Annotated in this window: 24 protein-coding genes; 14 read left to right on the top strand and 10 right to left on the bottom strand. The window is 51.3% G+C overall.

From position 1 onward, the window contains the following. Nucleotides 1-189 precede the first annotated feature (189 nt). The 3 genes from IOQ59_RS11465 to IOQ59_RS11455 all read right to left on the bottom strand — a co-directional run bounded on the left by IOQ59_RS11465 (nt 190) and on the right by IOQ59_RS11455 (nt 2,681). Entirely contained in the window at nt 190-750 is a 561-nt protein-coding gene (locus IOQ59_RS11465) for a hypothetical protein (RefSeq protein ID WP_193953429.1), read from the bottom strand. Between the two features lie 84 nt (nt 751-834). Further along, a complete protein-coding gene (locus tag IOQ59_RS11460; RefSeq protein WP_193953428.1) occupies nt 835-1,317 on the bottom strand; it encodes a hypothetical protein in 483 nt (160 codons plus the stop codon). 479 nt (nt 1,318-1,796) lie between these two features. Beyond that, entirely contained in the window at nt 1,797-2,681 is an 885-nt protein-coding gene (locus tag IOQ59_RS11455; RefSeq protein ID WP_193953427.1) for a LysR family transcriptional regulator, read from the bottom strand. 103 nt (nt 2,682-2,784) lie between these two features. Here IOQ59_RS11455 and IOQ59_RS11450 point away from each other — a divergent pair, with 103 nt between their 5' ends. From IOQ59_RS11450 to IOQ59_RS11440, 3 genes are all read left to right on the top strand, one after another. After that, entirely contained in the window at nt 2,785-3,516 is a 732-nt protein-coding gene (locus tag IOQ59_RS11450; RefSeq protein WP_193953426.1) for an SDR family NAD(P)-dependent oxidoreductase, read from the top strand. A 37-nt stretch (nt 3,517-3,553) separates the two neighbouring features. Then, nucleotides 3,554-4,138 (top strand): 2-hydroxychromene-2-carboxylate isomerase, encoded by a 585-nt coding sequence (locus tag IOQ59_RS11445; protein WP_193953425.1) that lies wholly within the window; start codon nt 3,554-3,556, stop codon nt 4,136-4,138. 421 nt (nt 4,139-4,559) lie between these two features. Then, a complete protein-coding gene (locus IOQ59_RS11440; protein ID WP_193953424.1) occupies nt 4,560-4,934 on the top strand; it encodes a hypothetical protein in 375 nt (124 codons plus the stop codon). Between the two features lie 38 nt (nt 4,935-4,972). Here the strand turns inward: IOQ59_RS11440 and IOQ59_RS11435 are convergent, their stop codons facing one another. After that, nucleotides 4,973-5,956 carry a GlxA family transcriptional regulator gene (locus IOQ59_RS11435; protein WP_193953423.1) on the bottom strand — a complete coding sequence of 328 codons (984 nt, stop codon included), beginning with the start codon at nt 5,954-5,956 and terminating at the stop codon, nt 4,973-4,975. Nucleotides 5,957-6,109: 153 nt separating this feature from the next. Here IOQ59_RS11435 and IOQ59_RS11430 point away from each other — a divergent pair, with 153 nt between their 5' ends. Continuing rightward, nucleotides 6,110-6,700, top strand: a complete 591-nt coding sequence (locus tag IOQ59_RS11430) for a peroxidase-related enzyme (RefSeq protein ID WP_193953422.1) — start codon at nt 6,110-6,112, stop codon at nt 6,698-6,700. A gap of 637 nt (nt 6,701-7,337) precedes the next feature. Here the strand turns inward: IOQ59_RS11430 and IOQ59_RS11425 are convergent. After that, nucleotides 7,338-7,928 (bottom strand): TetR/AcrR family transcriptional regulator, encoded by a 591-nt coding sequence (locus IOQ59_RS11425; RefSeq protein ID WP_193953421.1) that lies wholly within the window; start codon nt 7,926-7,928, stop codon nt 7,338-7,340. Nucleotides 7,929-8,029: 101 nt separating this feature from the next. Between IOQ59_RS11425 and IOQ59_RS11420 the strand changes: the two genes are divergently transcribed. The 8 genes from IOQ59_RS11420 (at nt 8,030) to IOQ59_RS11390 (ending at nt 13,835) form a co-directional block, all read left to right on the top strand. After that, nucleotides 8,030-8,917, top strand: coding sequence for a DMT family transporter (locus IOQ59_RS11420; protein ID WP_193953420.1), 888 nt, complete (start codon nt 8,030-8,032; stop codon nt 8,915-8,917). A gap of 10 nt (nt 8,918-8,927) precedes the next feature. Then, nucleotides 8,928-9,332 (top strand): tRNA (N6-threonylcarbamoyladenosine(37)-N6)-methyltransferase TrmO, encoded by a 405-nt coding sequence (tsaA, locus tag IOQ59_RS11415; protein WP_193953419.1) that lies wholly within the window; start codon nt 8,928-8,930, stop codon nt 9,330-9,332. A gap of 114 nt (nt 9,333-9,446) precedes the next feature. Further along, nucleotides 9,447-10,532 carry an alcohol dehydrogenase family protein gene (locus IOQ59_RS11410; protein ID WP_193953418.1) on the top strand — a complete coding sequence of 362 codons (1,086 nt, stop codon included), beginning with the start codon at nt 9,447-9,449 and terminating at the stop codon, nt 10,530-10,532. A 321-nt stretch (nt 10,533-10,853) separates the two neighbouring features. Beyond that, nucleotides 10,854-11,528: a GTPase RsgA gene (gene rsgA / locus IOQ59_RS21370; protein ID WP_255512543.1), complete on the top strand. Its 675-nt coding sequence runs from the start codon at nt 10,854-10,856 to the stop codon at nt 11,526-11,528. A 76-nt stretch (nt 11,529-11,604) separates the two neighbouring features. Further along, nucleotides 11,605-11,910 (top strand): ribosome small subunit-dependent GTPase A, encoded by a 306-nt coding sequence (locus tag IOQ59_RS21365; protein WP_255512542.1) that lies wholly within the window; start codon nt 11,605-11,607, stop codon nt 11,908-11,910. Between the two features lie 121 nt (nt 11,911-12,031). After that, a complete protein-coding gene (locus IOQ59_RS11400; RefSeq protein WP_193953417.1) occupies nt 12,032-12,892 on the top strand; it encodes a LysR family transcriptional regulator in 861 nt (286 codons plus the stop codon). A gap of 54 nt (nt 12,893-12,946) precedes the next feature. Further along, complete coding sequence (locus IOQ59_RS11395; protein WP_193953416.1) at nt 12,947-13,369, top strand: MarR family winged helix-turn-helix transcriptional regulator; 423 nt, start codon at nt 12,947-12,949, stop codon at nt 13,367-13,369. A 70-nt stretch (nt 13,370-13,439) separates the two neighbouring features. After that, the gene (locus tag IOQ59_RS11390; protein ID WP_193953415.1) at nt 13,440-13,835 is read left to right on the top strand and encodes a tautomerase family protein; all 396 of its coding nucleotides are present in this window, start codon (nt 13,440-13,442) and stop codon (nt 13,833-13,835) included. A gap of 6 nt (nt 13,836-13,841) precedes the next feature. Here IOQ59_RS11390 and IOQ59_RS11385 read toward each other — a convergent pair whose 3' ends face one another. Continuing rightward, nucleotides 13,842-14,738, bottom strand: a complete 897-nt coding sequence (locus tag IOQ59_RS11385) for a LysR family transcriptional regulator (protein ID WP_193953414.1) — start codon at nt 14,736-14,738, stop codon at nt 13,842-13,844. 125 nt (nt 14,739-14,863) lie between these two features. Here IOQ59_RS11385 and IOQ59_RS11380 point away from each other — a divergent pair, with 125 nt between their 5' ends. Next, on the top strand, nt 14,864-15,586 hold the full coding sequence (locus IOQ59_RS11380; RefSeq protein ID WP_193953413.1) for an SDR family oxidoreductase: 723 nt from the start codon (nt 14,864-14,866) through the stop codon (nt 15,584-15,586). A 7-nt stretch (nt 15,587-15,593) separates the two neighbouring features. Here the strand turns inward: IOQ59_RS11380 and IOQ59_RS11375 are convergent, their stop codons facing one another. The 4 genes from IOQ59_RS11375 to ercA all read right to left on the bottom strand — a co-directional run bounded on the left by IOQ59_RS11375 (nt 15,594) and on the right by ercA (nt 22,480). Continuing rightward, nucleotides 15,594-18,227, bottom strand: a complete 2,634-nt coding sequence (locus tag IOQ59_RS11375) for a hybrid sensor histidine kinase/response regulator (RefSeq protein WP_193953412.1) — start codon at nt 18,225-18,227, stop codon at nt 15,594-15,596. Next, nucleotides 18,220-19,377, bottom strand: a complete 1,158-nt coding sequence (gene nosP / locus IOQ59_RS11370) for a nitric oxide-sensing protein NosP (protein ID WP_193953411.1) — start codon at nt 19,375-19,377, stop codon at nt 18,220-18,222. Before nosP ends, IOQ59_RS11375 begins: the two co-directional genes overlap by 8 nt. A gap of 228 nt (nt 19,378-19,605) precedes the next feature. After that, nucleotides 19,606-21,333: a PAS domain-containing hybrid sensor histidine kinase/response regulator gene (locus IOQ59_RS11365; protein WP_193953410.1), complete on the bottom strand. Its 1,728-nt coding sequence runs from the start codon at nt 21,331-21,333 to the stop codon at nt 19,606-19,608. Further along, a complete protein-coding gene (gene ercA, locus IOQ59_RS11360) occupies nt 21,317-22,480 on the bottom strand; it encodes an alcohol dehydrogenase-like regulatory protein ErcA (RefSeq protein WP_193953409.1) in 1,164 nt (387 codons plus the stop codon). Before ercA ends, IOQ59_RS11365 begins: the two co-directional genes overlap by 17 nt. A 532-nt stretch (nt 22,481-23,012) precedes the next feature. On the opposite strand from ercA, the gene IOQ59_RS11355 reads away from it, so the two are divergent. Next, nucleotides 23,013-24,092, top strand: coding sequence for a porin (locus IOQ59_RS11355; protein WP_193953408.1), 1,080 nt, complete (start codon nt 23,013-23,015; stop codon nt 24,090-24,092). Nucleotides 24,093-24,199: the final 107 nt, after the last annotated feature.

Genomic DNA, 24,199 nt, shown 5'->3' with positions numbered 1-24,199 from the left:
AGATCCAGCTATCTCTAAAACAATAGAACCAGTGGCCGTTAGATTGCGTGTAACGCCTGATTTACTGTCAGCGCTTAAGGAACCTAATTATAAAAGGTGTATATATTGTGGGTAACGTTCAACGCAGAGGGCACCCCTGCCTTGGCACTGTGGTTTATTGTGGCACTTCAGTTGGAGATACCACTCAATTTAAATGTGACTCGAAGCGGCCCTTTGCCGCTTCTTTTTAGCTACCCGATCATTATAAATTGAATCTGCACGCATAAATGTGTGCTTCTCATCGTTGAAACAGCTCGATATTTCTTTCCAAGTAATCACAGCATCGAAGCTAGCAATTGTACTCAGTTTTGGCGTATATTCTGACGAGCACAAACCAACCAAATAGACTTTATTGAAGGGAATATCACTCGCAACAATTTTTTCAGCAGCTTTTTTCATTTGCTGTATCTGCTTTGGATCAAAACCTTGATGCGCCTTTGCCTCTACGAGCACTATTGAACCATCAGATAAAACAAAAACATTATCAAATGTCTGCTTCTCGAAAGACTTATTCTCTCTTTCCAGTGAGTATGCCATCGAAAAATCCCTGAAAAGACAAACCTCAAAGCTGCTATCAATGATCTCAACAGTCCCGCCAATGCCAAGCTTATCTTTAAGAAGTTTTTCTATACCGCTATTTTCATTTTCACATGCTCGATACAATGAGCCGGTAAAAAATACTTCTGTTCTAGTTATATCACTCAGTTTCATTTAATTCTATGCCTATGGATAAAAGTGACAGGCTAGCTAAACCGGGGAAACTACACTATTCCGCTGACGACTTTTGTTATGTTTTCAACCGTAACTAGCACCTTTGAATGGTACTTTACAATCATGATCAGTAAAGACTTGCGCACATATAGAGTTAACGCACGCATAATGAGTTCCCTTATAGTCTTTTTTAATCTTGTTCAAAAAAGACAGCTTCTGATTAGAAAAGCAGTTTGGACAAAAATATACAGGGTCTTTTTCAGAGCTTGTGTCATCATTCTCAATAATCACTGTTACGCCAGAACAGATTTGGTGGGTTTTGCATTTAGATGCTGTTTTATCCCAGTTAATTCTATTAGACAATTCTTCTTTGATGGAATTTTTCTCATCGAGAAGCGATTGATGATCATCTTGCATTTGCAGAATAGCACTATTTAGCTCTCTTATTTTCTCTTGTAGCTCTATCGTTGCTGCTAATGTTTTCGAGTCAGTAACTGTATCGTTTATGCTTTTTGCTAAGCCTAATAGTGACGATAAAATACCAATGGCTGTAGATGGATCAGTCATTATTTCATTCCTTGTTGTTTCTCGTAGCAAGTCGCGACCAGTAGCACGCGAATTCTTTCACTCACGCGCCACCGCTCATATGGCGCACACATAACAGCTAAATATACCCGCCTAACAATACATAACATTTCAATATACCGCCCTTGCAAGCTTAACGACCTTGCAAAGTAAAAATTTACTCCGTGGAAAAACGCAGTTTACATATCGCTAAAGCATCAATAACTGGTCAGTTCATAAACAGAAAAGAACAACAAAGACGATCAGAAAGGAAAGATAGAATAGAGGTCAATCATCCTGATTTATCCGTCTGTATTGCCCGAACTGCGTCGGCCTATTCTGACTACGGATTACGATACGGGTACTCCTATTACCCACCTCAGGACACTATATATTGGTCACGGCTTGAGAGCCAGAGGGCGAATCAATGCACCTGATACACCTCAGACTTCAGGCACATTGATTCTCATGTGGAGTGGCAATTAAACATCCGCATAGGTCCAGGATGCCGTGCTGGCAAAATCGACAAACTGGGTGATCTCGTTCAGGTTTTCGCTCTCGCCCCATTCAAAACCGATGGAGCGTTGGCTGAGGTCTTCGACGAGCGGCAGTGTTGTAATGCGGGATGTCGCATAGTGCTCGGGCACAATGGCAATGCCCACATCAGCTTCCACCAGTGCTAAGGCGCGGTCGTCCTGATTGGTGATATAGGCCATATTCAGACGTATGTTGTGCTGTTTCAACAACCCCTCCATGACCTTGCGGTGCTCACAGTGGCTGCGGCCAATAAAGGGTTCTTTATCCAAGTCGTTAATGCTGATCGACGGGGATCGGCTCAGGTGATGGTTGCGCGACATGGCCACCACGTAGGGTTCAGCGAAGATCTCTTTTGAGCAGTTAAAGCGTCTGCTGGCCTGTGGATTACTCTGCAACAGGGTCAGGACCAGATCAACCCGGTTATCACTTTCCAGCTTGTGCATCTCTGCTGCGCTGGAATCAACCACATCCAGTTTCAGGTCTGGATGCTCCCGACGATATTGCTCAATCAATCGCGCGACATGGGTAATAGATAGGGTATTAATCACGCCCAATCGAAGCCTGCGCTGCACATCATGCTGCTTCAGCTCATCTTTGGCTCTGGCGCACTCTCCCACAATTAGCTTTGCCCGTTGTAGCAACTTACGGCCTGCGGGTGTAAGCACCACATTGCGTTTGTTGCGGGTAAACAGCTTTACACCGACCTCGGCTTCCAGTTTGGAAATAGATACAGACAGCGCGGGTTGTGACACAAATGCGCGCTCTGCCCCACGGGTAAAGCTCTCTGATTCGGCCGCCGCCAGAAACAGACGTAGCTGCTGCAACTCCATACCATAACCCCTGATTATCATTTCAATTCAAACAATTGATTATATTTATTCTAAGCCAAGTAATAGACTTTTCTCAACGATCAGCGGTTATCAGGAGATGGGCATGACAACAGTTCAACAACCGATCGCGTTAATCATCGGGGCCGGTGATCATCTGGGATCCGCCATCGCCCGACGTTTTGCTAGGGAGGGTTATCACATTGTTGCGACCCGTCGCCGGGGTGATCTGGATACGCTGGTGAGCGAGGTTGAGGCACTAGGCGCGGGGATTACAGCACTGCACTCCGATGCCCGCGACGAAGACCAAGTGATTCAGCTGATTGATAAAGTCGAATCCGAGTTAGGACCGATGAGTGTGGTGGTATTCAACATCGGTGCCAACGTTCCGTGCAGCATTGTGGATACAACCGCGCGCTTGTATCGCAAAGTCTGGGAGATGTGTGCCTTTGCCGGTTTTCTGGTCGGCCGTGAAGCGGCTAAAAAAATGATCCCACGAGAACAAGGCACCATTATCTTCACAGGCGCATCCGCCAGTGTGCGTGGAAGCGCCAACTTTTCGGCCTTTGCGGGCGGAAAACATGCATTGCGGGCACTGGCCCAGAGCATGGCGCGTGAACTCGGGCCGCAGGGAATCCATGTGGCTCATGTCATTGTGGATGGCCTGATCAATAACGAAGCCACCAAAGCATTTCTCGCAGAACAATTTGCCAGCAAAGGGGAAGACGGCGTTATGCAACCGGACGACATGGCCGAAATCTACTGGCAGATCCACAAACAACCGCGCAGTGCATGGACGTTCGAGCAGGACGTACGCCCCTACGCAGAACCGTGGTAAGCCGCGCTATATTTAATTACGGACAGAGGATTATTGGATGAGTAAAACCGTTGATTTCTATTACGACTTTATCAGCCCGGCATCGTACATCGCGTTAGCCCGACTCACCGAGCTGTGCGAACGCACCGGCGCAACCATCAATTACAAACCGATGCTGCTGGGCGGCGTGTTTAAGGCCGGTGGAAATACCTCGCCGGTAACGATCCCGGCCAAGTGGGAATGGATCCAAAAAGACTTTGCCCGCTACGCAGCGTTCTACGATATTCCCTATCAGCTAAACCCGCACTTCATCTTCAGTACGGTCAACGCGATGCGTGGCGCCATGTGGGCGCTGGCAGAAGGACGAATCGAAGACTATAACCGCGCAATGTACACCGCGGCCTGGGCCGACGGAAAAGACCTCTCATCCCCTGAAGTGATGGCTGAAGTACTGAACACGGCCGGTTTTGATGCGCAGGTTGTGATGGAAGCGATGACCCAACCCGAGATCAAAAAGGCGCTGATCACCGCGACTGAAGAGGCGGTTGCGCGGGGTGTGTTTGGTGCCCCGACCATGTTCGTGGATGATGAGATGCACTTCGGGCAGGATCGCATGGAGTGGATCGAACGTGCACTGAGCTAACGCTCATTCCCCCCACCTATCAATGTTAGAGAACAGGTTTCGGCCCACCTGTTCTCTATATCTGAAGCTGTATCTCCAGAGCTGTATCGCCAGAGCAATATCTCAAGAATATTGTGGCAGTCATCGTACGGTTTTCCATCAGAAACCCATCCGTTCGCCGTGTTGACGAGGGTGGTTGATTGCGCTGGCGCAAGCAAAGGCGGATGTCCGCTCGTCACTATCAAAGGCTTCAGCTACGATACCTATAACGTGATGGGTCGCGATGTTTGTTTTAACGTAGCGTGCCGTGTTGTCATCAGTCTTTATTTCAAAGTGCCGAAGCTGCCGTTTATACGGCGCTTAATGGTGGCTGCGGATTGGGCTTTTTACACAGCAGCCATTCACACCCGACACTTTTAAAAATCTTAAATGGGTTCTACTGATGGACAATTCACAGTACTTCTATCGCACGATCATCTTCACCCGCAAAAACAATCAAGTTGCACTGGCCGACATCAATTACCCAGAGAACGTCACACCGCTGGATGAATGGCTTGGCACGGTGGTTACGCTGGCAGATGGCGCACACACCATTCAGGAAATGATTAACTATATGGGCCAGCGATACCCGTCTCCGCCCTCTAATCTCGAAAAAACGCTGCACTCAGTCATCGAGCGACTGATGGACGGGGATATGATTAAGCTGAGCGAAACACCCGTCAGCCTGCCCTACTATCTGGCGTCTCCGATTGAGGAGTTGGACTTAGACAAAGCTCGAAAACAGATCATTGAAGACGGCTACAGTGTGATGCACTGAACCACGATCCGGCGTGGTTCGCCTTCAAGTCAGTCAGATCAGGTTTGGCTGAGCTGCGCCCGATAATCTCGCGGTGATAATCCCAGCGCATTGCGGAACAATCGCCGTAGTGAGCTGGCACTGCTGTACCCCACCCGCTCTACGATCTGTTCGATATTCAGACTGGTCGTTTCCAGCAACAGTTTCGTATGTTCGATCCGCAGTTTTTGCAGGTACTCGGAGGGGCTGACCCCCAGTGCTTTCTTGAAACGGCGCGATAGCGTACGCTCACTGACACAATGCAAATTCGCTAACGATTCCAGATCCAGCGGCTGGCTGATATGGCGCTGCATCCAGCTTTCCACCGCCAGCACCATCGCATCCTGATGTTCGGTTTGTTCCTGCAAAAAGACGTATGGAGAGGCGTAACTCTGGCTGGCGTCGATCAGCATGGTTTTTGCGCAAATCTGCGCCAACTGCCGCCCGACCTGCTTCTCCACCACCTGCAACATCACCCCCAGATTGGCGGTCATTGCGCCGGTGCAGTAACCCTGATCATTCTCCACCAGCAGCGTATCTTTGCGCAGGGTGACATCGGGATAACGCTTCTGAAATAACCCGCCCAGCCACCACGCAGTCGCAGCGGACTGCCCTTTGAGATGTCCGGTTTCCGCCAGCAGAAATACACCGCTGCAATTGGCGGCAATTTGCTGGCCTGCCGCATACTGTTTACGCAGCCATTCGGTCTCACGCTTGAGGCCCGTCAGGTGATTGATCAGGTCATTGCCATCTTCATGATGGATACCCGGCACAAAGATCAGATCGGCCTCGGGGGCGTTATCCAGCGTGTAATCGACTCGCATACGGCAACCGTTGGAGGCCCGCACTTCATCCTGCCCTGCGGAGACCAGAAAACACTCGTATAACGGCTCTTCGCCGCCGCGTTGTTTCCAGATGGTGTTGATCACGTTAAATACATCAAACGTGGTGGCGATGCCGGAGGCCTGATAGTCGTCGTAGACTAATCCGAGTACTTTATTCATAGATGACCGAATATGCGCGTTATTTGGCGTTCAGGTGACTGATTATGATCGTTTTGACTTGCTAGGATGGCACTCATAGTTTCCAAAATCAAAACGTTCAACAATCTCTCGATTGAAGAACCTAACCGTTTAAACAGAATTACAGGTGAATGCATGAGCCAGTCCGATATCAGCCGTTACCCGGTACCAGAACTGAATACCCTGCCTGAAGATATCCAGAGTCGTATTCTGGCAGTACAGGAAAAAGCCGGTTTTATTCCTAACGTCTTCCTGACACTGGCCCACCGCCCGGCAGAGTTCCGCGCCTTTTTCGCGTATCACGATGCGATCATGGAGCGTGAAGAAAGCACCCTGACGCCTGCTGAGAAAGAGATGATTATCGTTGCGACCAGCGCGGCGAATGGCTGCCAGTACTGTGTGGTGGCCCACGGTGCGCTGCTGCGTATCTTTGCGAAAGAGCCATTGCTGGCCGACCAGATTGCGATCAACTACCTGCACGCGCCGATCTCTCCACGCCAGAAAGCGATGATGGATTTTGCGATGTCGCTGTCACAGTCACCGGAAGTGATCAGTGAAGACGATTACGAAGCCCTCTACATGCACGGTTTTGACGACGAAGATATCTGGGATATTGCCGGTATCACCGCATTCTTTGGTCTTTCAAACCGTATGGCAATCATCACCTCTATGCAGGCGAACCGCGAGTTTTACACCATGGCCCGCGAACCCCGCGATGCCTCTTAAGCGCTGAGTAACCGCTTACTTAGCTGATATGCATTCCCACACATAAATGTGGGAAGAAGCAGCGTGGGAACGAGGTAAGCGCCCACACTGAGCAAACACACCTCTGGTTCCCACGGTCCTCCGTGGGAATCCATATCAAGAGTTCCGGTCAGTACGATGCTGAAGTTAAGCGCTGTCTGCATTCCCACGCGGGAGCATGGGAACGAGGGTGATACCCCCTCACACAGTGTAAGCACACCTCTGGTTCCCACGGTCCTCCGTGGGAATCCATATCGAGAGTTCCGGTCAGTACGGTGCTGAAATTAAGCACTGTCTGCATTCCCACGCGGGAGCATGGGAACGAGGGCGATCCCCCCTCACACAGTGTAAGCACATCTCTGGTTCCCACGGTCCTCCGTGGGAATCCATATCAAGAGTTCCGGTCAGTACGGTGCTGAAATTAAGCGCTGTCTGCATTCCCACGCGGGAGCGTGGGAACGAGGGCGATCCCCCCTCACACAGCGTAAGCACACCTCTGGTTCCCACGGTCCTCCGTGGGAATCCATATCAAAGGTTCCGGTCAATACTATGCTGAAATTAAGCACTGTCTGCATTACGACGCATAAATGTGGGAAGAGGCAGCGTGGGAACGAGATCGTTAATGTCCAGAAATCGCCGCCAATAGGAAAGCGGTCGCGTCTTTTGCGTGCTGATCGATCTGCTGCTCAGTGGGTTTTTCCATACCAATCAACACCGCCGCACGATGTGCCAGTAACATCGCCGTCCACAACTGTACGGTTGTTTCAGCGTTATTCATGCCCAGCCTTTCCGCAAAGAACTCAGTCAGCTTCACATCGGTGTCATCGAGCCCCACCGCACAGAAACTGCGGGTCATTTCAGGCGCTTTGCCTCCTTCAGCTACCAGAAGACGGAATGTTGCCAAGTGATCATCCGACAAATGGGCTTGAATAAAGCCTCTGGCAAACTGATAGAGCGCTTCTTCTGTATCCGGTAGTTGTAGATGATCAAGAAAATCCACCTCTGAGTTCTCGCCCATCTGCTCCAACATTGCCTTGAACAGATCGGATTTTGACGAGTAATACCGATAAACCGTCTGTTTTGTAACCTGAGCTTCTACCGCAATTTTGTCCATACTGGCGAGCAAATACCCTTCAGATAAAAACACATTCTGCGCGGCCAGAAGAATCGCCCGCTTCTTTTTCGCTTTGTTCTGCTCGATTTTGCTCATTGCTATCGCCACAAAAAAACCATACCCAATAGTATGATTTTCTTAACATTGCCGCAACGATATAAAATCATACCGACAAGTATGATTTTATATAGACAAAAATGACCAACTCCATCACTCACTCACTGACACAAAAAAACGCTCGGACAACCGGTATTCTCATTGCCTTACTTGGCGCATTACTGATGAGCTTTGACCCTATTTTCATCCGGTTTTCGGGTGTTAGTGGATTCGATACAGCTTTTCTTTTCGGTCTGTTCACCGCGATTTCTATGCCTGTTTTTATCCAGCTACGGGATGAACGAGGACTGGTGACCGCGCTGAAAGCCAGTGGCTGGCCCGTTATTTTTTCCGGAGTGCTCATGCTCGGCAGTGCGTCTGCTCTGGTGCTGAGCATCAAAAACACCTCCATCGCCAACACTTTTGTCATTCTCAGCGCAGCACCAGCATTGGCGGCGATATTCAGTCGAATCTTTCTGGGAGAGATAACAAAACGTTCAACCTGGTTCGCAATTGCTGCGGTTATGATCGGCATCGCCATTGTGGTATCCGGTTCATTCAAAACCGGCAACTGGCTGGGTGATGGACTCGCCGTTTTTGCCGTGACCTGCCTGTCGCTGAATCAAACGTTGTTGCGCAAATATCAGGATGTAAGCCGCATGGCCAGTGTGGGCTTGGGTGGATTATTTCTGGCAACGGTCATGTTCTTCCTTGCGACACCTTCAACCTTCAGCACCAGTACCTGGATCATCATGGCGGCTATGGGGCTTTTTACTGCACCGTTTGGTCGGGTGTTGTCACAGGTTGCAACGCGTTACATCACCGCCCCCGAAGTAGGCATGATTCTGATGATAGAAGCGGTGATTGCGCCTTTATGGGCATTTGGCTTCTTTGGTGAAGTTCCTCCAATGGCCAGCATCATCGGCAGCGCGATCATTTTGGGAACGATTCTGATGTATGCGATCTCCACAGCGAAACAAGACCAATAAGGAACGGACAATGTCAGCCACTCTTAATTTTATCGGGCATATCACAACGCCCTACAGGACGCTTGAAGACTGTCCCAATAATACTCAGTTTGATGGGCCGCTCTGCCAACTCAATCTGAACACCGAGTATCAGGATGAGCTGGCCGGCCTCTGTGAAGGGCAGGATATTCTGATCCTTTACTGGCTGGGTAAACCGGAGCAAACATCAATCGCACCCAAACTGACGGCGGATACAGCAGAGTTCGGTACATTTGCACTGCGCACCCCTGATCGGCCCAACCCGATAGGCACTGCAACGCTACCAATCGAGAAAATCGAAACCGGACGAATTACCGTTCGAGGACTGGATTGTCTGAACAGCACGCCCTTGCTCGATATTAAACCCGCAATCTATCTGGAAACCTTAAGGCTCTAATCATGTTTACGGGTTTGCCTGCATCGCCTAAAGCTCTTAGGATGAAATCCTTCAAACCCAACCGTTTCCAAGCACGCAATATGGGTACACCCAAGCCAGCAGGACTCAGAAAATATGACGCGTAGTTTAATGAAAGCCATTGTTACCACTGGTAATGGCGGATATGAAAAGCTGGTCTACAAAGATGTTGCCATTCCTACCCTTCAGCCAGGTGAAGTGCTGGTTAAGGTGCTTGCGGCCGGGGTGAACAATACCGAGATCAATACGCGACTGGGCTGGTATTCCTCCTCCGTGACTGAGTCCACAAACGAAACCGCAGATGAGGATGACACGCTTCAAAGCTCGGACGGTGGCTGGAACAAAGAAACCCCCTTCCCTTTTATTCAAGGGACCGATTGCTGTGGTCAGGTTGTCGGTGCCGCCGATGGCGTAGATTCTGATCTCCTCAATAAACGCGTGTTAGTCCGCCCGTGCACCCGTGAGTCTGATTTCAACTCGCTGGATAATATCTGGATGGGTTCTGACTTTGACGGCGCGTTCGCTCAATATGTGAAAGTCCGCGCCAGTGAAGTGTTCCCAATTACCTGTGACTGGACGGATGCTGAACTGGGCACCATCCCTTGTGCCTATGGTACGTCCGAGAACATGCTGCACCGAGCACAGCTAAAGGCAGGGGAAACGGTATTGGTCACTGGCGCCTCTGGTGGAGTCGGGTCTGCAACGGTGCAACTGGCGAAGCGCAGAGGCGCGAAAGTGATTGCGGTAGCGGGAAAAGAGAAGCTCGAAGCCGTCGCCAAAATCGGTGCTGATATCCTGTTAGATCGCTCCGCAGATCTGCTGGAGGTGTTAGGCGAACAATCCGTTTATGTGGTGGTGGATAACGTTGCTGGCAGCGAATTTCCTACGATGCTCAAGCTCTTAAAACGCGGTGGCCGACTGGTATCCTCGGGTGCGATTGCAGGACCGATTGTCGATCTGGATATGCGTGATATGTATCTCAACGATATCACGCTGATCGGCACAACGGTGTGGGACGAACCGGTATTCCCCAACCTTGTACGATACATCGAACAGGGTGAAATCCAGCCATTATTGGCGAAGACGTTTCCGCTGTCCTCTATTGCAGAAGCACAGCAGGAATTTCTCTTGAAAAAGCATGTGGGGAAGTTTGTCCTGATTCCACCGTCAGACGAAAGTTAGCCCCCCTTCATGCTAATGTTTCGAGCTACGGGCATAAGACGTGGTTCGAAGCGGGTTGCTGGAATTCAAGCTCAACACCCTGTCACGACCCGTCCCGCATTCGCAATGCGGATGTTTCACACAGGGGTAACTTCTGATAAATTAAAACACTGAATAACTCAAATCACGCTGGAGGGTAAACATGATTGTAGTCAAAACCTTCCGGGCAGTACGCTGAAATTAGCTTAATCTGATTTCTCTGCCCGGTGTTTAAGCCGGGGCATCTTAGCCCCCCGATGAATTACCTATCGGACGCGACTTACGTACGCGTCAGGGCTTCCTATGACTACAATTTACTCACTGTCCCAACTGGGATGGACACCTTATTTCCAGCAACAACTCACACTTGAAGAGTGCACTCAGTGTGTGCCTGCCAGAGTCATTGCGCAGCACCGCTCTCATCTTGAGCTGTATACCGAACACGGCAAACAAGACTTACCCGTTACGCATAAGCTGCCCCCGTTAACTGTGGGTGACTGGATTCTATTGCACCATGACGGCACCTATTCGCGTTTGCTGGACCGCTTGTCACGTTTTGCACGCAAGGCCTCAGGCAGTAAAGTCTCTGAACAGCTGATCGCCGCGAACGTCGATACAGTCTTCGTGGTCACTTCGTTAAACCACAACTTCTCACTGAATCGTATCGAACGCTATCTGGCATTGACCAAAGAAGCGGGTGCGGAAGCGGTGGTGGTATTAACAAAGTCAGACCTGTGTGACGATCCGGACAGTTATCGCCGTCAGGTTCAGGCGCTTGATCCTCTGCTGATGGTTGAAGCGATCAATGCACTTGATGCCAATACCCTGACGGGACTGCAACCCTGGTGCAAAGCGGGCAACACAGTTGCTGTACTGGGTTCTTCAGGGGTGGGTAAATCAACCCTTGTGAATACGCTGCTAGGACAGGCTGCTAGGACAGGCTGCTCAGCAGACTGGATCAGCACGGGATGCCGATGATAAAGGCAGGCACACCACCACATCCCGTTCATTACACTTGATACCTAACGGTGGCGTTTTACTGGATACACCCGGAATGCGCGAGCTACAACTGGCAGATTGTGAGTCTGGAGTGGAAGAGGTTTTTTCTGATATCAGTGCACTGGCAACACAGTGCCGGTACAGCGATTGCCAACACCAGTCGGAACCAGGTTGTGCCATCCAGATGGCATTGGACGCATCGCAGATCGATCAACGCCGTTTATCCAATTACCTGAAACTGATGCGTGAACAGGCACATAACGGTGCCAGCCTCGCTGAAAAACGGGCGAAAGACCGCTCACTGGGTCGTTTTTACCGCTCAGTACAAAGTGAAGCCACGCTCCGTAAAAAAGGCCGATAATCACTGAATAGCTGATCTACGCACTGAACGTTTGATGCGTAGATCAGCACCCTTAAAGACATAACTCCATTCTCATATTAAGATACGTTTCATATCAATCATTCCCTTATAGGAATAAATAATGGAATTTATCGCCCTGCGTACCTTTCAGGCCGTCGTTGAAGAAGGCGGTATTCTGTCAGCATCCCGCAAGTTAAATACAGTTCAGTCCAACGTCACCAACCGGATTAAACGGCTGGAGGAAGAACTCGGCTCTGAGTTGTTCTACCGCAAAGGCCGGGGATTGGAACTCGCCCCCTCTGGCAAAGTATTGCTGGAATACACCCATCAACTATTGCAGCTGGAATCACGTGCAGGCGCGGCCGTACGCCAGGTGGGCGAACAAAGCGGCGAGCTGCGTATCGGTTCGATGGAGTCTTTTGCCGCCCTGCGTTTACCGCCCCTGCTGAAATCCCTGCGGGATGCTCATAAGGGTGTGGATCTGTTTGTACAGACCGATCGTTCCGGTGAGCTGGTCGATCAGGTTTCAAACCATAAACTGGACTGTGCCTTTGTTGGCGGACCGGTGAATCACCCTGATCTGATTGCGGTTGAAGTGTTGCAGGAAGAGTTGGTATTGGTGCGTGCCAAACACAACCGACAAGAGAAATTACCCCTGATTCTGTTCCGTGAAGGGTGTGCCTATCGTGCACGCTCACTGGCATGGCAACGTGAAGCCGGATACCAGACAGGCGACATGATGGAGTTAGGCACGCTGGACGGTATTCTGGGCTGCGTAGCGATGGGGCTGGGATGTACGCTGATGCCGCGCTGGATTGTGACCAACAACCGCCACTGTGATGATCTTGAAATTGAGACCATCGCCCCTCATCTGGCAAACATCCCCACCACCCTGATCTACCACCGCAACAGCTTACCGATGAAAGCCATTGATACCCTGATCCAACAGGCGCGGGAACAAAAGATACCGGGGGACAGATAAACTACAGCAATAAAACTAGTTGCATATACAACCACCCTATTCTAAGCTGCGCTTATGTTTGAAGAATGCCTGTATTTTAATAGCAATGCGCTGGCCCGCGCGGTGACCAAAATCTGGACGGATGCCTACAAGGTATACGATCTGTCACCACCGCACGCCTTTCTGTTACGGCTGGTGTTAGCAAAGCCGGGGCTGCTCCCACGTGAGCTGGCGGCTGAGCTCAGTTTATCCCGCTCCACGATTACTCGATTTCTGGACAGCCTGGAAAAACGGGAGCTACTAACCCGCAAACCTGCGGGTACAGATGGCCGTGAGTTGCAGGTATTCCCCACCGAACAAGCACAGGCGATTCATCAACAGTTGGATGCCACCGGTGCCGAACTGACCCACCAAATGCGAGCGCTGGTTGGCACTGACGATCTGACCTCAATGGTGGCCGATATTCGCAAGGTTCAAATGATGCTCGACGACAGTTGAGCTTTTATTTGGCCACATAGTTGCACATACAACTATATGACAAAACTCACTAACGGAAAGGAGTTCGACCATGCCTTACATCAACATTCGTGTGAACCAACCGCTGACTCAGAAAACACGCCAGGCACTGCAGAAATCCACCACTCAACTGATGGATGAGCTGATGGGAAAACGTCGTGAAGTGACCGTGGTACAGATAGAAGAAAGTCATCCTGAACACTGGGCAGTGAATGCCGAATTCCTGAGCATATCGGCGCCCACCGCCGCCTATGTGGATATCAAAATCACGGCGGGCACCAACAGCGCAGAGGACAAAAACCGGATGATCCAGCAAACCATCGTCATGTTGCGTGAACAGATTGGTGTCTTACAGGAAGCCTGCTACGTGGTAATCGACGAGATTCCGGCGGTGAACTGGGGTTACGACGGCCAGACACAAGCTGCGCGGGCCGCAAACCGCCTTTGATCAACCTTATGCAAACGGCTGATACCGGGCTGGAAAATGCTCAATCAGCCAATCCGCCAACGCCCGCACCCGATTCAGTTGGTATCGGGCGGGCGGACAGATGAGTGAAAGCGGTGTGGTCTGACGCCATTCGGATAACACCTCTATCAAAGAGCCTTCGCGCAAGGCGACATTCACATAAGGGTCGGCCAATCGCGCCACGCCAAGCCCCTGCTCTGCGGCCCGACACATCACCCGCCCGTTGGCGATCTGAAACCCTCGACTGGCCTGAATGCGAACCTGTTCGTCCGGTTTTACAAACAACCATTCACTGACACTGCCATAGATCAGCGGTAACTCGCGCAGATCATTGGGATGCTGGATCGCCCCCTGATTTTCCAGAAACGCGGGGCTGGCGACATACCGTGTGGTAATGGCGTGCAATCGACGCGCGATCAGGCTGGAATCGGGCAGTTCCCCCATGCGCATCACCAGATCGTACTGACTCTCGATCAGGTCCACGCGCTGACTGGAGAAATCCAGACTGACATCGATCTGTGGATAGGCCTGCTGGAAGTCGATCAGCATGGGCGCAATCAGTTCTTCACCAATCAAACCACCCACCGAGTTCATATGAATACTGCCGCTCAGTGCCTGGGTCGATTGGGTTGCCCATTCTCGGGCGTTATCCAACTGATCCACACCCGTGCGACACTGCTCGTAATACCCCTGCCCGATCTCGGTCAGGCGCAGAATACGTGTCGTACGATAGAGCAACTGCACACCCAGCGCTTTTTCCAGTGCCGTGACCTGCTGACTGAGGCTCGCTTTGGACATCCCCAGTGCGTCCGCCGCAGCCGTAAAGCTGCCGTGCTCAGCCACCGCGATAAATGAGCGTATACCACTCCAATGGATATTGTTCATGATTTTCTAACAGTAATTTCAGATTAGGCTTATTTATCAAAATAACCCAATCTTTAAAATCTCTCCACATCGCTGAACGTTCAGCACCGTTTTAAGTATCCAGTTCAAGCCACATGAGAGACACCATGAACAAACCATTGATCGTGATTACCGGCGCCAGCTCAGGTATTGGCGCGGCGACCGCTCAGGCATTTAGCGCGGCAGGACACCCTCTTCTACTGCTGGCCCGCCGTATCGACAAACTCGAAGCGCTGGACCTACCAAACACCTTGTGTACCCAGGTTGATGTGACTGACCGTGCAGCGATGAACACCGCTATCCAGCAAGCCGAAGCACAATACGGTGCAACTGATGCGCTGATCAATAATGCCGGTGTAATGCTGCTGGGCCAGCTGGATCAGCAGGAGCCGGGCGAGTGGCAGCGGATGTTTGATGTGAATGTGATGGGTCTGCTGAATGGCACTCAGGCCGTACTACCGGCGATGAAAGCGCGACGTGGTGGCACGATTATCAACATCAGTTCGGTGGCGGGTCGCAAAACCTTTCCAGGTCACGCAGCCTATTGCGGCACTAAGTTTGCGGTCCATGCGATGAGCGAGAATCTTCGAGAAGAAGTGGCCGACGATAATGTGCGGGTCATTACCATCGCACCGGGTGCGGTAGAAACCGAGTTGCTGTCACACACCACCTCCGATGAGATTATCGAAGGTTACGAAAGCTGGAAAGAGAGTATGGGCGGCGCGATCACACCGGATGATATTGCCCGTGCTACGCTGTTTGCCTATCAGCAGCCACAAAACCTCTGTATTCGCGAGATTGTGCTGGCCGCCACCCGCCAGCAACCGTAAGCAGCGGTTAAACCGGGTCTTCCTCCCTGACCTCCAACATGTGGGTCAGGGTGGTTTTTAACTTCAGGGGTTTCACCGGTTTATTCATCAGCATGTAACCCAGTTCGCGGATCTCTTCTTTGAGTTCTTTGCAGTAGTTGGCGGTGATCATCAACACCGGAATCTTATAGCTGAGCATGCTGCAGATCTCTTCTGCGGCATCAATACCATTTTCGCCATTATCCAGATGGTAGTCGGCAATCAACAGATCGACGGGTGTACTCGCCGGGTCGATTTTGGCGGTCAGATCATCCACCGACAAGGCGGTGGTTACCTGACAGCCCCAGCCTGTCAGCAGGGTTTCCATCCCCTGACAGATCGCCCGATCGTTATCAATAATCCAGATGCGCGCATCCTGTAAACGCTCCAGACGCTGAGGCAAATTCGGCCCATGTAACTCATCTGCTGACGGAAGTTTGTTGCCATACGGAACTTCAACAGAGAAGACCGAACCAGCCCCTTCGATAGATTCCACATGGATAGGATGCCCCAATACACGGGAGATCTTATCCACAATCGCCAATCCCAGACCCAGACCTTTATCCTGTCCACAATGGGTATGTTTAAGACGCTTAAACTCCTGAAAGATCTCCTGCTTCTTCGTCGCAGGAATACCTTCACCGGTATCCCAGACTTGCAGTTCCAATCCGTGCCGACGGCGACGACACCCCAGTAGAATCCGGCCGGATTCGGTGTAACGAATGGCATTGGAAAGAAAGTTGCGCAGAATCCGCGCCAGCAATTGCGAGTCGGAGCTGATCACCGCATCACAAGGCACAAAGTGCAGATCCAGACCTTCGCTTTGCGCAATCTGGCGGTACTCGTTGGCGATGTTTTCCAGCAGATCGCTGACCTTAAACGAGATCACATCCGGCACCACCACACCCGCATCCAGCTTGGAGATATCCACCAGTGTACTGAGCAGCGACTCCACATCTTCCAGCGAGTTAGACACGGAGTGCACCAGAGACTGGGTTTTCTGCTCCATCTCTTGCTCAATCAATGCGCTGGTGAACAAGCGCGCGGCGTTGAGTGGCTGCAACAGATCGTGACTGACCGCAGCAAGGAACTTAGTTTTCGACAGATTGGCCCGTTCCGCTTCCTGACTGGCTTCACGCAGACGGGATTCAATCAGTGAGCGTTCGTTAATCTCCAGACGTAACTGCTGATTCAGGTGGGTCAGTTCGGAGGTTCGCTCTTTTACCCTCTGCTCCATCATCTGATACGCCTGACGCAGCTCTTCCCCGGTACGGATACGCTCGGTGATATCGCGGATCATCACGAAACACCCTAATGGCTTATCATCCGCATCCAGGTTGGGCACATAGGATTTCAGCAGGATACGCTCTTCCCCAAGCAGATTGGGTTCGCTCATTTCAAAGGTGACACATTCACCCGTCATCGCCTGTTGGAAATATGGCGTCAGCGTTCTCATCTGTTCCGCATCATGCACCTTGGTGATCAGCGCACCATTGAGTGCCCCACGCGGTTGCCCATACCATTCGTCATACACTTTGTTGGTAAACTGATAACGTCCATCCTGCCCCACGTAACAGATCATCGCAGGCACGTTATCGGTAATCAGGCGAATCCACTGCTCACTCTCGCGCAAGGTTTCAGCATACTGGTGACGTTCGGTGATATCGGTGTAGGTATTCACAAAACCACCGGATGGCATGGGATGGGTGCGCACCTCAATCACTTTGCCATTGTGTTCACGCTGTTCCGACGCCACCACTTCACCCTGCTGCGCAGCCGATAACGCATGCTGCAGAATGTTCTTATGCGACACCATCAAAGCGGCATACGGCGGACGCTCTTCTGCGGTTGATTCTTCCACACCGGTCAGCTCCAGGAAGCGGTCGTTCCAGACCTCCAGCACACCTTCATGATTTACTAGTGCCACACCCTGCGATAAGTTGTCCACGGTCGCCTGTAGCAGCTTGCTCTTCTGCTCCAGCGCCCGCTCACGGATTGCGGTTTCACGGGCTTTCAGCTCAGAAATATCGGTATAAAGCACCACTAAGCCGCCATCCATCGTGCTGCGCTGGCTCATCTGGAACCACTTACCGTTGCTCAGGCGGAACACCTTGCTGGAGCTGCTGCTTTCACTAAACGTCTCTGCGATCAGGCCCGACTCGTGACCCAGATCCCAGATGTCCTGAATGGTAATCCCCGTCTGAATTTCGACACACACATCGTGCCAGATATCGCTGAATTTATTGTTAAACAACACCACCCGTCGCTCGGCATCAAACAGGACAAAAGCATCAGAGATACTGTCGATAGCGTCGATCAGGCGTTGATGGGAGATGGCGGCTTGCTGGTTGGCGTCTTGCAGTTTGCGGTTAGTGGCTTTCAGATCAGAAAGCGCGGCATTCAAAGCTTCGGTCCGCTCTCGTACCTGCTCGGCCAGTACCACGGAATGTTCAAAGGCTGCGTAAGGGTTCGCCACCTGAGAGCTACCGGATTCAACCCGCTCGATCAGCACCTTGTTGATCCGTTTGAGTTTGGCGTTCTCCTGTTCCAGCTCTGCCAGCCGTTGCTGCAACTGATCTGCCGCGTGCTCCTGTTGCTGAGCCTGCTTCAAAGATTCATTCATGGCCGTCACCCTGCGGGCACTGACCGATCGCCACACCGGTAAAGGTTTGGTTTACATGCATCCCGGCATTCTGTTCGCCGTAGGTGTTAAATCCGACCACCTTATTACGCCGCAGGATCTCGGATACTTCATCACGAATACCTGACAGCTCAATCTCCAGACGGCGCAGGAAGCAGTCGCAGCCAATAATGATCTGTGGCTCTCCGACCTCCTCCTTGATCCCGGCCAGCTCTTTCTCCAGATTCGGAATAATCGGTCCGGGCTCCATCACCGTCATAACGATGCCCTTCTCCACCGCACAGTAGAATGTCAGGCTCAAGTCATCGTTGACCTGCTGAATAGAGCGGACGAAGTATTCATCACCCAGTTTCACCGCGATGGGGTTCAGCGCAAACACTTCGTGGTTAAGGTCTTCCAGCGTAAGCCCAATCGCACGGGCATATTCCAACGCAGCGGGTTCAGCATTCAGTTCCAGTACACAACGTCCATCCGGGTCAGCAGCCGTGACCACCAGCTTTTCGCTGCTATTGAGCATATGGTGAGTACTGAATACTTCAAAGTCACAACCGGTATTAAACAGCAGGACGACAGCGGCTTCGGTATGGAATTTACCGTCAAAAAAAACATGGGTGTTTGTCAGATGGATATCATCACCGGCAGAACCGCCAAAGCTTGGAATACTGCCTAGCGCAGCGTTCAAAGACACCAGTACCATCTCTTCCTGAATGGAGAGACCGTCAAACAGGGTTAGCGCAAAACTGTTGCCTTTGATCGGCGCAACTTCTTTCTTACGACACTCGCTAATCAGATTGTCGACCATCGATTGCGCATCTGTGAGGCTGACGTTATCCAGTTTCTGGACACCGGCAGCGGCCACCGCAAAACGCCCGGCCCGAAAGCCTATCGCGGTGATACAACCCTGACCGTAACCTTGCGGCGTAATCTCCCCGGCAGTGGTGCAACCCGCCAGGCGAATGCTGCCAAACTCCCTGTTCATGGCAGATGCAAGCTGCTCCAGATCGTATTCTGCCGAACAGAAAAATAGGATGAACTCCAGTTCATCATGCAGAAATTGCTGTCGGAGTTCTGCGGCAGCCTGATCGGGGGACCGACTGAACGAAGCTGCAGTAAAAACGGATGTAGAGCGCATCGTCTGATACCACCGGGATTTAGCCTGAATACAACTATTGTAGGGGGCAGCCAAAACGACCTGAATACTACTTGTGACCTGAATATGGGTTTTTCCTTACTCGCCAAAAATATGACAACCTGTTGATTCAGAAAGATTTACCAATATTCGCCCATAAAAAAACCAGTACTTAAGTACTGGTTTTTATTCGACGATCTTTCAGATGTCACGCAGCGCCAGACAGTTGTTTTACGCCTGCAGCAGATGGGTTAGCAACGCCCGTAACTTACCCGGCTTCACGGGTTTGTTCAGCACCGGCAGCCCCAACTCTCGGAACAGCTGTCGGCATTCGTCGCTGCGATCAGCAGTGATCACCATCGCCGGAATCTCAATGCCCAACATATCACGCACATAACCGATGGCATCCGTACCAGTTTTATCATCATCCAAATGGTAGTCGGCCATCATCACTTCCGGCACGATACCCGTACGTTCGATCTGCTGTAACGCATCCAGCTCATCAGTTGCCGTCATCACTTCGCAGCCCCATTGCCCCAGCAATGCGGCCATACTGACGAGAATATTTTCCTCATTGTCGATCACCAACACCCGCGTCTGATCCAGCTGGTCCATCGGTACGGCCATTTGTGACGACACCTGAACCTGACGGGATTGATTGGTCGATAACGGGACGTCGATCGAAAATACTGATCCGGCACCAACCACCGATCTGACCTTCACGGGATGCTCCAGCATCCGGGCGATCCGATCCACTATCGCCAATCCTAAACCAACGCCTGCACGCTTGGCTTTCTTCTGATGTAACTGGTGAAACTCTTTGAAAACATCGTTCAGACGGTCATCTGGAATCCCGATGCCGGTATCCCAAACCTGAATCTGTACCCTATCGCCACTACGGCGACACCCTATGAGGACACGGCCCTCGTTGGTGTAGCGGATGGCATTGGAGAGGAAGTTACGCAGAATACGTATCAACAAACGTGGATCGGTGGTGACCACTAAATTGGAAGGAACAAATGCCAGCACGAGGCCTGAATCCTGAGCCACTGTCTGAAACTCGGACACCAACGGTGATAACAGGGCCTGAATACTGTATTCACCCAAGTCAGGTTTTACTGCATTCTGATCCAGTTTAGAGATATCCAGCAGGTCGGTTAGCAGCTCTTCAGCATTATCCAGCGCCATATGCACACGCTCGACCAGATGCCCGTCTTCACCCGCCAGTTCCCGTTCGCGTAATGTTGATACCAGCAAACGGGCGGCATTCATCGGTTGCAGCAAGTCATGGCTGGCCGCGGCCAGATACTTATCTTTACTGGTGTTGGCCTGCTCCGCGATCTCTTTGGCGACTTTCAGTTCTTTCTGCGCGGATTCACGCTCGGCGATCTCCCGCCAGAGTTTGTCGTTCAGGCTAACCAGTTCATGGGTGCGCTCTTCAACCCGTCCTTCCAGCTCTTCGTTCAGCTGCTTCAGGTTGTCCTGCGCTTTCTTGCGTTCGGTAATGTCCTGAACAAAGGCTTCAATAACCGGTGTATCGCCATCCTGTTTCAGCAATACGTTGAGCGAGACGTTGACAGTCTTACCATCTTTGCGGCGCAGCTGGGTCTCAAAGCCGAAGACCTGCCCACTGGCTTTCAGGTAACTGGTCACAAATTCGTAGTCCCGTACGGACACAAACAGCTGATCATCGATATGCTGAATCTGATCGAGAATCTCTTCGGCAGAGTCATAGCCACAAATTTTAGCAATAGCAGGATTGGCTGCCCGCAAGCCACCCGAAAAGTCGGCCTGAAAGATACCGTGCAGGGCATTCTCAAACAGCCATTTGTAACGGTTACGCTCGGTCTCCAGCTCTTCAAGCTTGGTGACCAGTTCAGCGTAGTAACTTTTACGCGCAGACTGGTTACCGAGACCAATCAGGTCATCAACAGTGGCCTGATCAGAGCGCTTCTTCATAGACAACCTCGACGTCACGCTTACTGGACTTCCGCGGATTCGTCAGGATGCACGGGTCTTTCATCGCTTTATCCGACAATACCGGGATATCACTTAGACCCACGCCATTTTCTGCAAGTTTCTGGCTTAAACCGACGTCCCGCTTCAGTTCAATTACCGCACTCATCAAGCGTGCTTTGATCTCTGTCGGGCCGAGACCGCGTGTATCCAATCCCATGGTTTCGGCAACCACCTTGAAACGATCCTGCGCATTGGGATAGTTATAGGCGATTACGTGTTCCAACAGCATGGCATTACACAAGCCATGCGGCAGATCGAGCCAGCCACCCAGACTGTGCGACATCGCGTGTACGGCACCTAAGATCGCATTGGAAAATGCCAGACCTGCTTTCATCGCACCCAGCATTACCTGTTCACGCAACTGCAGATTACTAGGGTCAGCCACCAGCGGTTTCAGGTTGTGACTGATCAGACGAATCGCATCCAGCGCATGCATATCGGTGAGCGCACCGGCACCGGTTGATACAAAGGCTTCAATCGCATGTACCAGCGCATCGACACCCGTACACGCGGTGAGAAACGGATCCATGGTCATGGTGGTTTCCGGATCGATCAACGCGACATCAGGGACAACCGCCTTGCTGACGATGGAGATTTTCACCTTCTCCTGCTGATCGGAGATGATCGCAAACTGGGAAACATCGGCAGAGGTACCCGCCGTCGTCGGAATAAAGATCAGTGGCGGGATTGGGAGATGAATCGTGTCCACCCCCTCGTAACTGAGAATGTCGCCACCATTGGCGGAAATAATGCCAATGCCCTTGGCGCAATCCATCGGGCTACCACCACCAACAGCAACAATGACGTTGCAGTCGTGTTCTTTATAGAAGTGTGCACCTTTCATCACCTCTTCCGCACGCGGGTTCGGCGAGATTTCCGTAAAGGTGACGTAATCAATATCCTGTTCTTCTAGCGACAGTTCAACGTCACGTACCCAACCCGCCTGAGCCACACCGGGATCAGACACCAGCAGCACGCGGCGGGCACCAAAGGTACGCGCATAATTGGCAACAGTTTTACGTGCGCCTTCACCAAAGATGATCTCGGGTGATACGAACTTTCGAAGACTTGAAATGTCACTACTCATCGAGGCTAACTCTTAACCGGTAGAATGCCCATCCCGTGGCATACCGGCTTCCTTTTTATTGTTATGGTCTGTTTCCACAGACACTTATATGCGCTGTTTCGCACTCTACAATTCTATATAACGGACAATTCTCTATAGAGACAAGGATAATACACCAGTCTTCAGATGCGAATACTTCTAAGTTACTGCATTGCATTCGTTTCTGACCTAAAGCGAGCGCCCTGACAGGCCAACTTTACTATCCTGTTCTGCAACGGGTGCGTAACATTAGACAGGGATAATTTGCGTTAACCACTCTGTGTGCATTCGCAAAAAAAAGCACTACTACCGACCCACCTAAAGCGCTAGTTCGCGTCGCGCGCCTCTGGTCTTACTTCCCGACCCACACCATCAGTCTTAATACTCTCCCCCTTGGGAACATCCCCCAAAGTGTCGGGAAATCAGCCCGAAAGCGCGATTCCTTGAAACGCCCCCGTTCCGAATAATCGGCCTATCGCAAACCAACATTCTTTTACCTTCGAATGGGGACACCATGAAAAATAATAAATTGATGCTGAAGCTTTGCCCGGTAGCACTGTCCGTAGCTATGGCAACACAGGCACACGCAGGCATTACCCTTTACGATCAGGACGGCACTAACTTCTCTGCTGATGGTCATTTCAACGCATTCTTCACAGCTACAGACAACGAAGCAACCAACGAAAAACAACAGCGTGTACGTATGGGCTTCCTGCCTAACTACATCGGCTTCAACGTCAATAAAGATATGGGTGATCTGAAAGTGGGCGGTCGCTCCTCTTTCTGGGTAACCATCAACGACGGTAGCAACCAGGTTACTGATACAGCGATTGATGTTCGTCAGTTCTACGCGACTGTAGACGGTGACTTCGGTCAGGTTCTGTTCGGTAAAGACTTCGGCATTTACGCCCGTACCAATATCTTCAGTGACGAACTGCTGCTGGGTACCGGTGTACCTATGGCAAACTCTGGCGGCGTGACCTTCGGTAACATCTCTACCGGTTACCCATATGCAGTGCCTAAAGCACAGATCACTTACCGCACGCCAAACATGAGCGGCTTCCAGGTAGCGGCATCCATTCTGGATCCACAGAGCGGTGAGTCTGCGGATGCGAACACCAACAACTCTGTACGTTTTGAAGCAGAAGCAACGTATGCAACTGAGTTCGATGGCGGTAAATTTAACGCATGGATCGGTGGTGCTTCCGGCGAAAATGAAGCCAACAATGTCGATGCAACGGGCCTGGCGTACGGTGCTCGCGTATCCATGGCTGGCTTCCAGTTGACTGCATCAGGTTTTGACCAGGAAGGCATCAGCTCTGCACTTGCAGATCGACTGCTGACCAGCGAACTGGACAGTGACGGCTACCTTGTTCAGGCCTCTTATACCACTGGTGCACACCGCTTCGTCCTGTCCCACGGCGAAACTGACACCACCAGCGCAACTAACGTTACAACAACCGCTGAACTGGATTCCGTTGCATGGTTCTACGATGTAAACAGCAACCTGAAGTTCATCGTTGAATACGATATGCACGACGTAGCAGGCGCTGAAACTGATCAGATCGCTGTAGGTGCTTCCCTGAGCTGGTAATCCAGCCCTTTTAAAAAGCACACCCTTGCCGTAGCTTCTGTCCCCCTTCCTTGAAGCTACGGCTTTTCTTATTCTGGCCGCAATACACTATCGTAACCAAATAATAC

The sequence above is a fragment of the Pontibacterium sinense genome (assembly GCF_015209595.1).
Classification (GTDB): domain Bacteria; phylum Pseudomonadota; class Gammaproteobacteria; order Pseudomonadales; family Balneatricaceae; genus Pontibacterium; species Pontibacterium sinense.
This window is presented reverse-complemented; position numbering and strand designations above follow the sequence as displayed.

Coding starts and splice junctions, on each gene's coding strand:
- IOQ59_RS11465 (WP_193953429.1), bottom strand. CDS start 750: ATGAAACTGAGTGATATAACTAGAACAGAAGTATTTTTTACCGGCTCA.
- IOQ59_RS11460 (WP_193953428.1), bottom strand. CDS start 1,317: ATGACTGATCCATCTACAGCCATTGGTATTTTATCGTCACTATTAGGC.
- IOQ59_RS11455 (WP_193953427.1), bottom strand. CDS start 2,681: ATGGAGTTGCAGCAGCTACGTCTGTTTCTGGCGGCGGCCGAATCAGAG.
- IOQ59_RS11450 (WP_193953426.1), top strand. CDS start 2,785: ATGACAACAGTTCAACAACCGATCGCGTTAATCATCGGGGCCGGTGAT.
- IOQ59_RS11445 (WP_193953425.1), top strand. CDS start 3,554: ATGAGTAAAACCGTTGATTTCTATTACGACTTTATCAGCCCGGCATCG.
- IOQ59_RS11440 (WP_193953424.1), top strand. CDS start 4,560: ATGGACAATTCACAGTACTTCTATCGCACGATCATCTTCACCCGCAAA.
- IOQ59_RS11435 (WP_193953423.1), bottom strand. CDS start 5,956: ATGAATAAAGTACTCGGATTAGTCTACGACGACTATCAGGCCTCCGGC.
- IOQ59_RS11430 (WP_193953422.1), top strand. CDS start 6,110: ATGAGCCAGTCCGATATCAGCCGTTACCCGGTACCAGAACTGAATACC.
- IOQ59_RS11425 (WP_193953421.1), bottom strand. CDS start 7,928: ATGAGCAAAATCGAGCAGAACAAAGCGAAAAAGAAGCGGGCGATTCTT.
- IOQ59_RS11420 (WP_193953420.1), top strand. CDS start 8,030: ATGACCAACTCCATCACTCACTCACTGACACAAAAAAACGCTCGGACA.
- tsaA (WP_193953419.1), top strand. CDS start 8,928: ATGTCAGCCACTCTTAATTTTATCGGGCATATCACAACGCCCTACAGG.
- IOQ59_RS11410 (WP_193953418.1), top strand. CDS start 9,447: ATGACGCGTAGTTTAATGAAAGCCATTGTTACCACTGGTAATGGCGGA.
- rsgA (WP_255512543.1), top strand. CDS start 10,854: ATGACTACAATTTACTCACTGTCCCAACTGGGATGGACACCTTATTTC.
- IOQ59_RS21365 (WP_255512542.1), top strand. CDS start 11,605: ATGCGCGAGCTACAACTGGCAGATTGTGAGTCTGGAGTGGAAGAGGTT.
- IOQ59_RS11400 (WP_193953417.1), top strand. CDS start 12,032: ATGGAATTTATCGCCCTGCGTACCTTTCAGGCCGTCGTTGAAGAAGGC.
- IOQ59_RS11395 (WP_193953416.1), top strand. CDS start 12,947: ATGTTTGAAGAATGCCTGTATTTTAATAGCAATGCGCTGGCCCGCGCG.
- IOQ59_RS11390 (WP_193953415.1), top strand. CDS start 13,440: ATGCCTTACATCAACATTCGTGTGAACCAACCGCTGACTCAGAAAACA.
- IOQ59_RS11385 (WP_193953414.1), bottom strand. CDS start 14,738: ATGAACAATATCCATTGGAGTGGTATACGCTCATTTATCGCGGTGGCT.
- IOQ59_RS11380 (WP_193953413.1), top strand. CDS start 14,864: ATGAACAAACCATTGATCGTGATTACCGGCGCCAGCTCAGGTATTGGC.
- IOQ59_RS11375 (WP_193953412.1), bottom strand. CDS start 18,227: ATGAATGAATCTTTGAAGCAGGCTCAGCAACAGGAGCACGCGGCAGAT.
- nosP (WP_193953411.1), bottom strand. CDS start 19,377: ATGCGCTCTACATCCGTTTTTACTGCAGCTTCGTTCAGTCGGTCCCCC.
- IOQ59_RS11365 (WP_193953410.1), bottom strand. CDS start 21,333: ATGAAGAAGCGCTCTGATCAGGCCACTGTTGATGACCTGATTGGTCTC.
- ercA (WP_193953409.1), bottom strand. CDS start 22,480: ATGAGTAGTGACATTTCAAGTCTTCGAAAGTTCGTATCACCCGAGATC.
- IOQ59_RS11355 (WP_193953408.1), top strand. CDS start 23,013: ATGAAAAATAATAAATTGATGCTGAAGCTTTGCCCGGTAGCACTGTCC.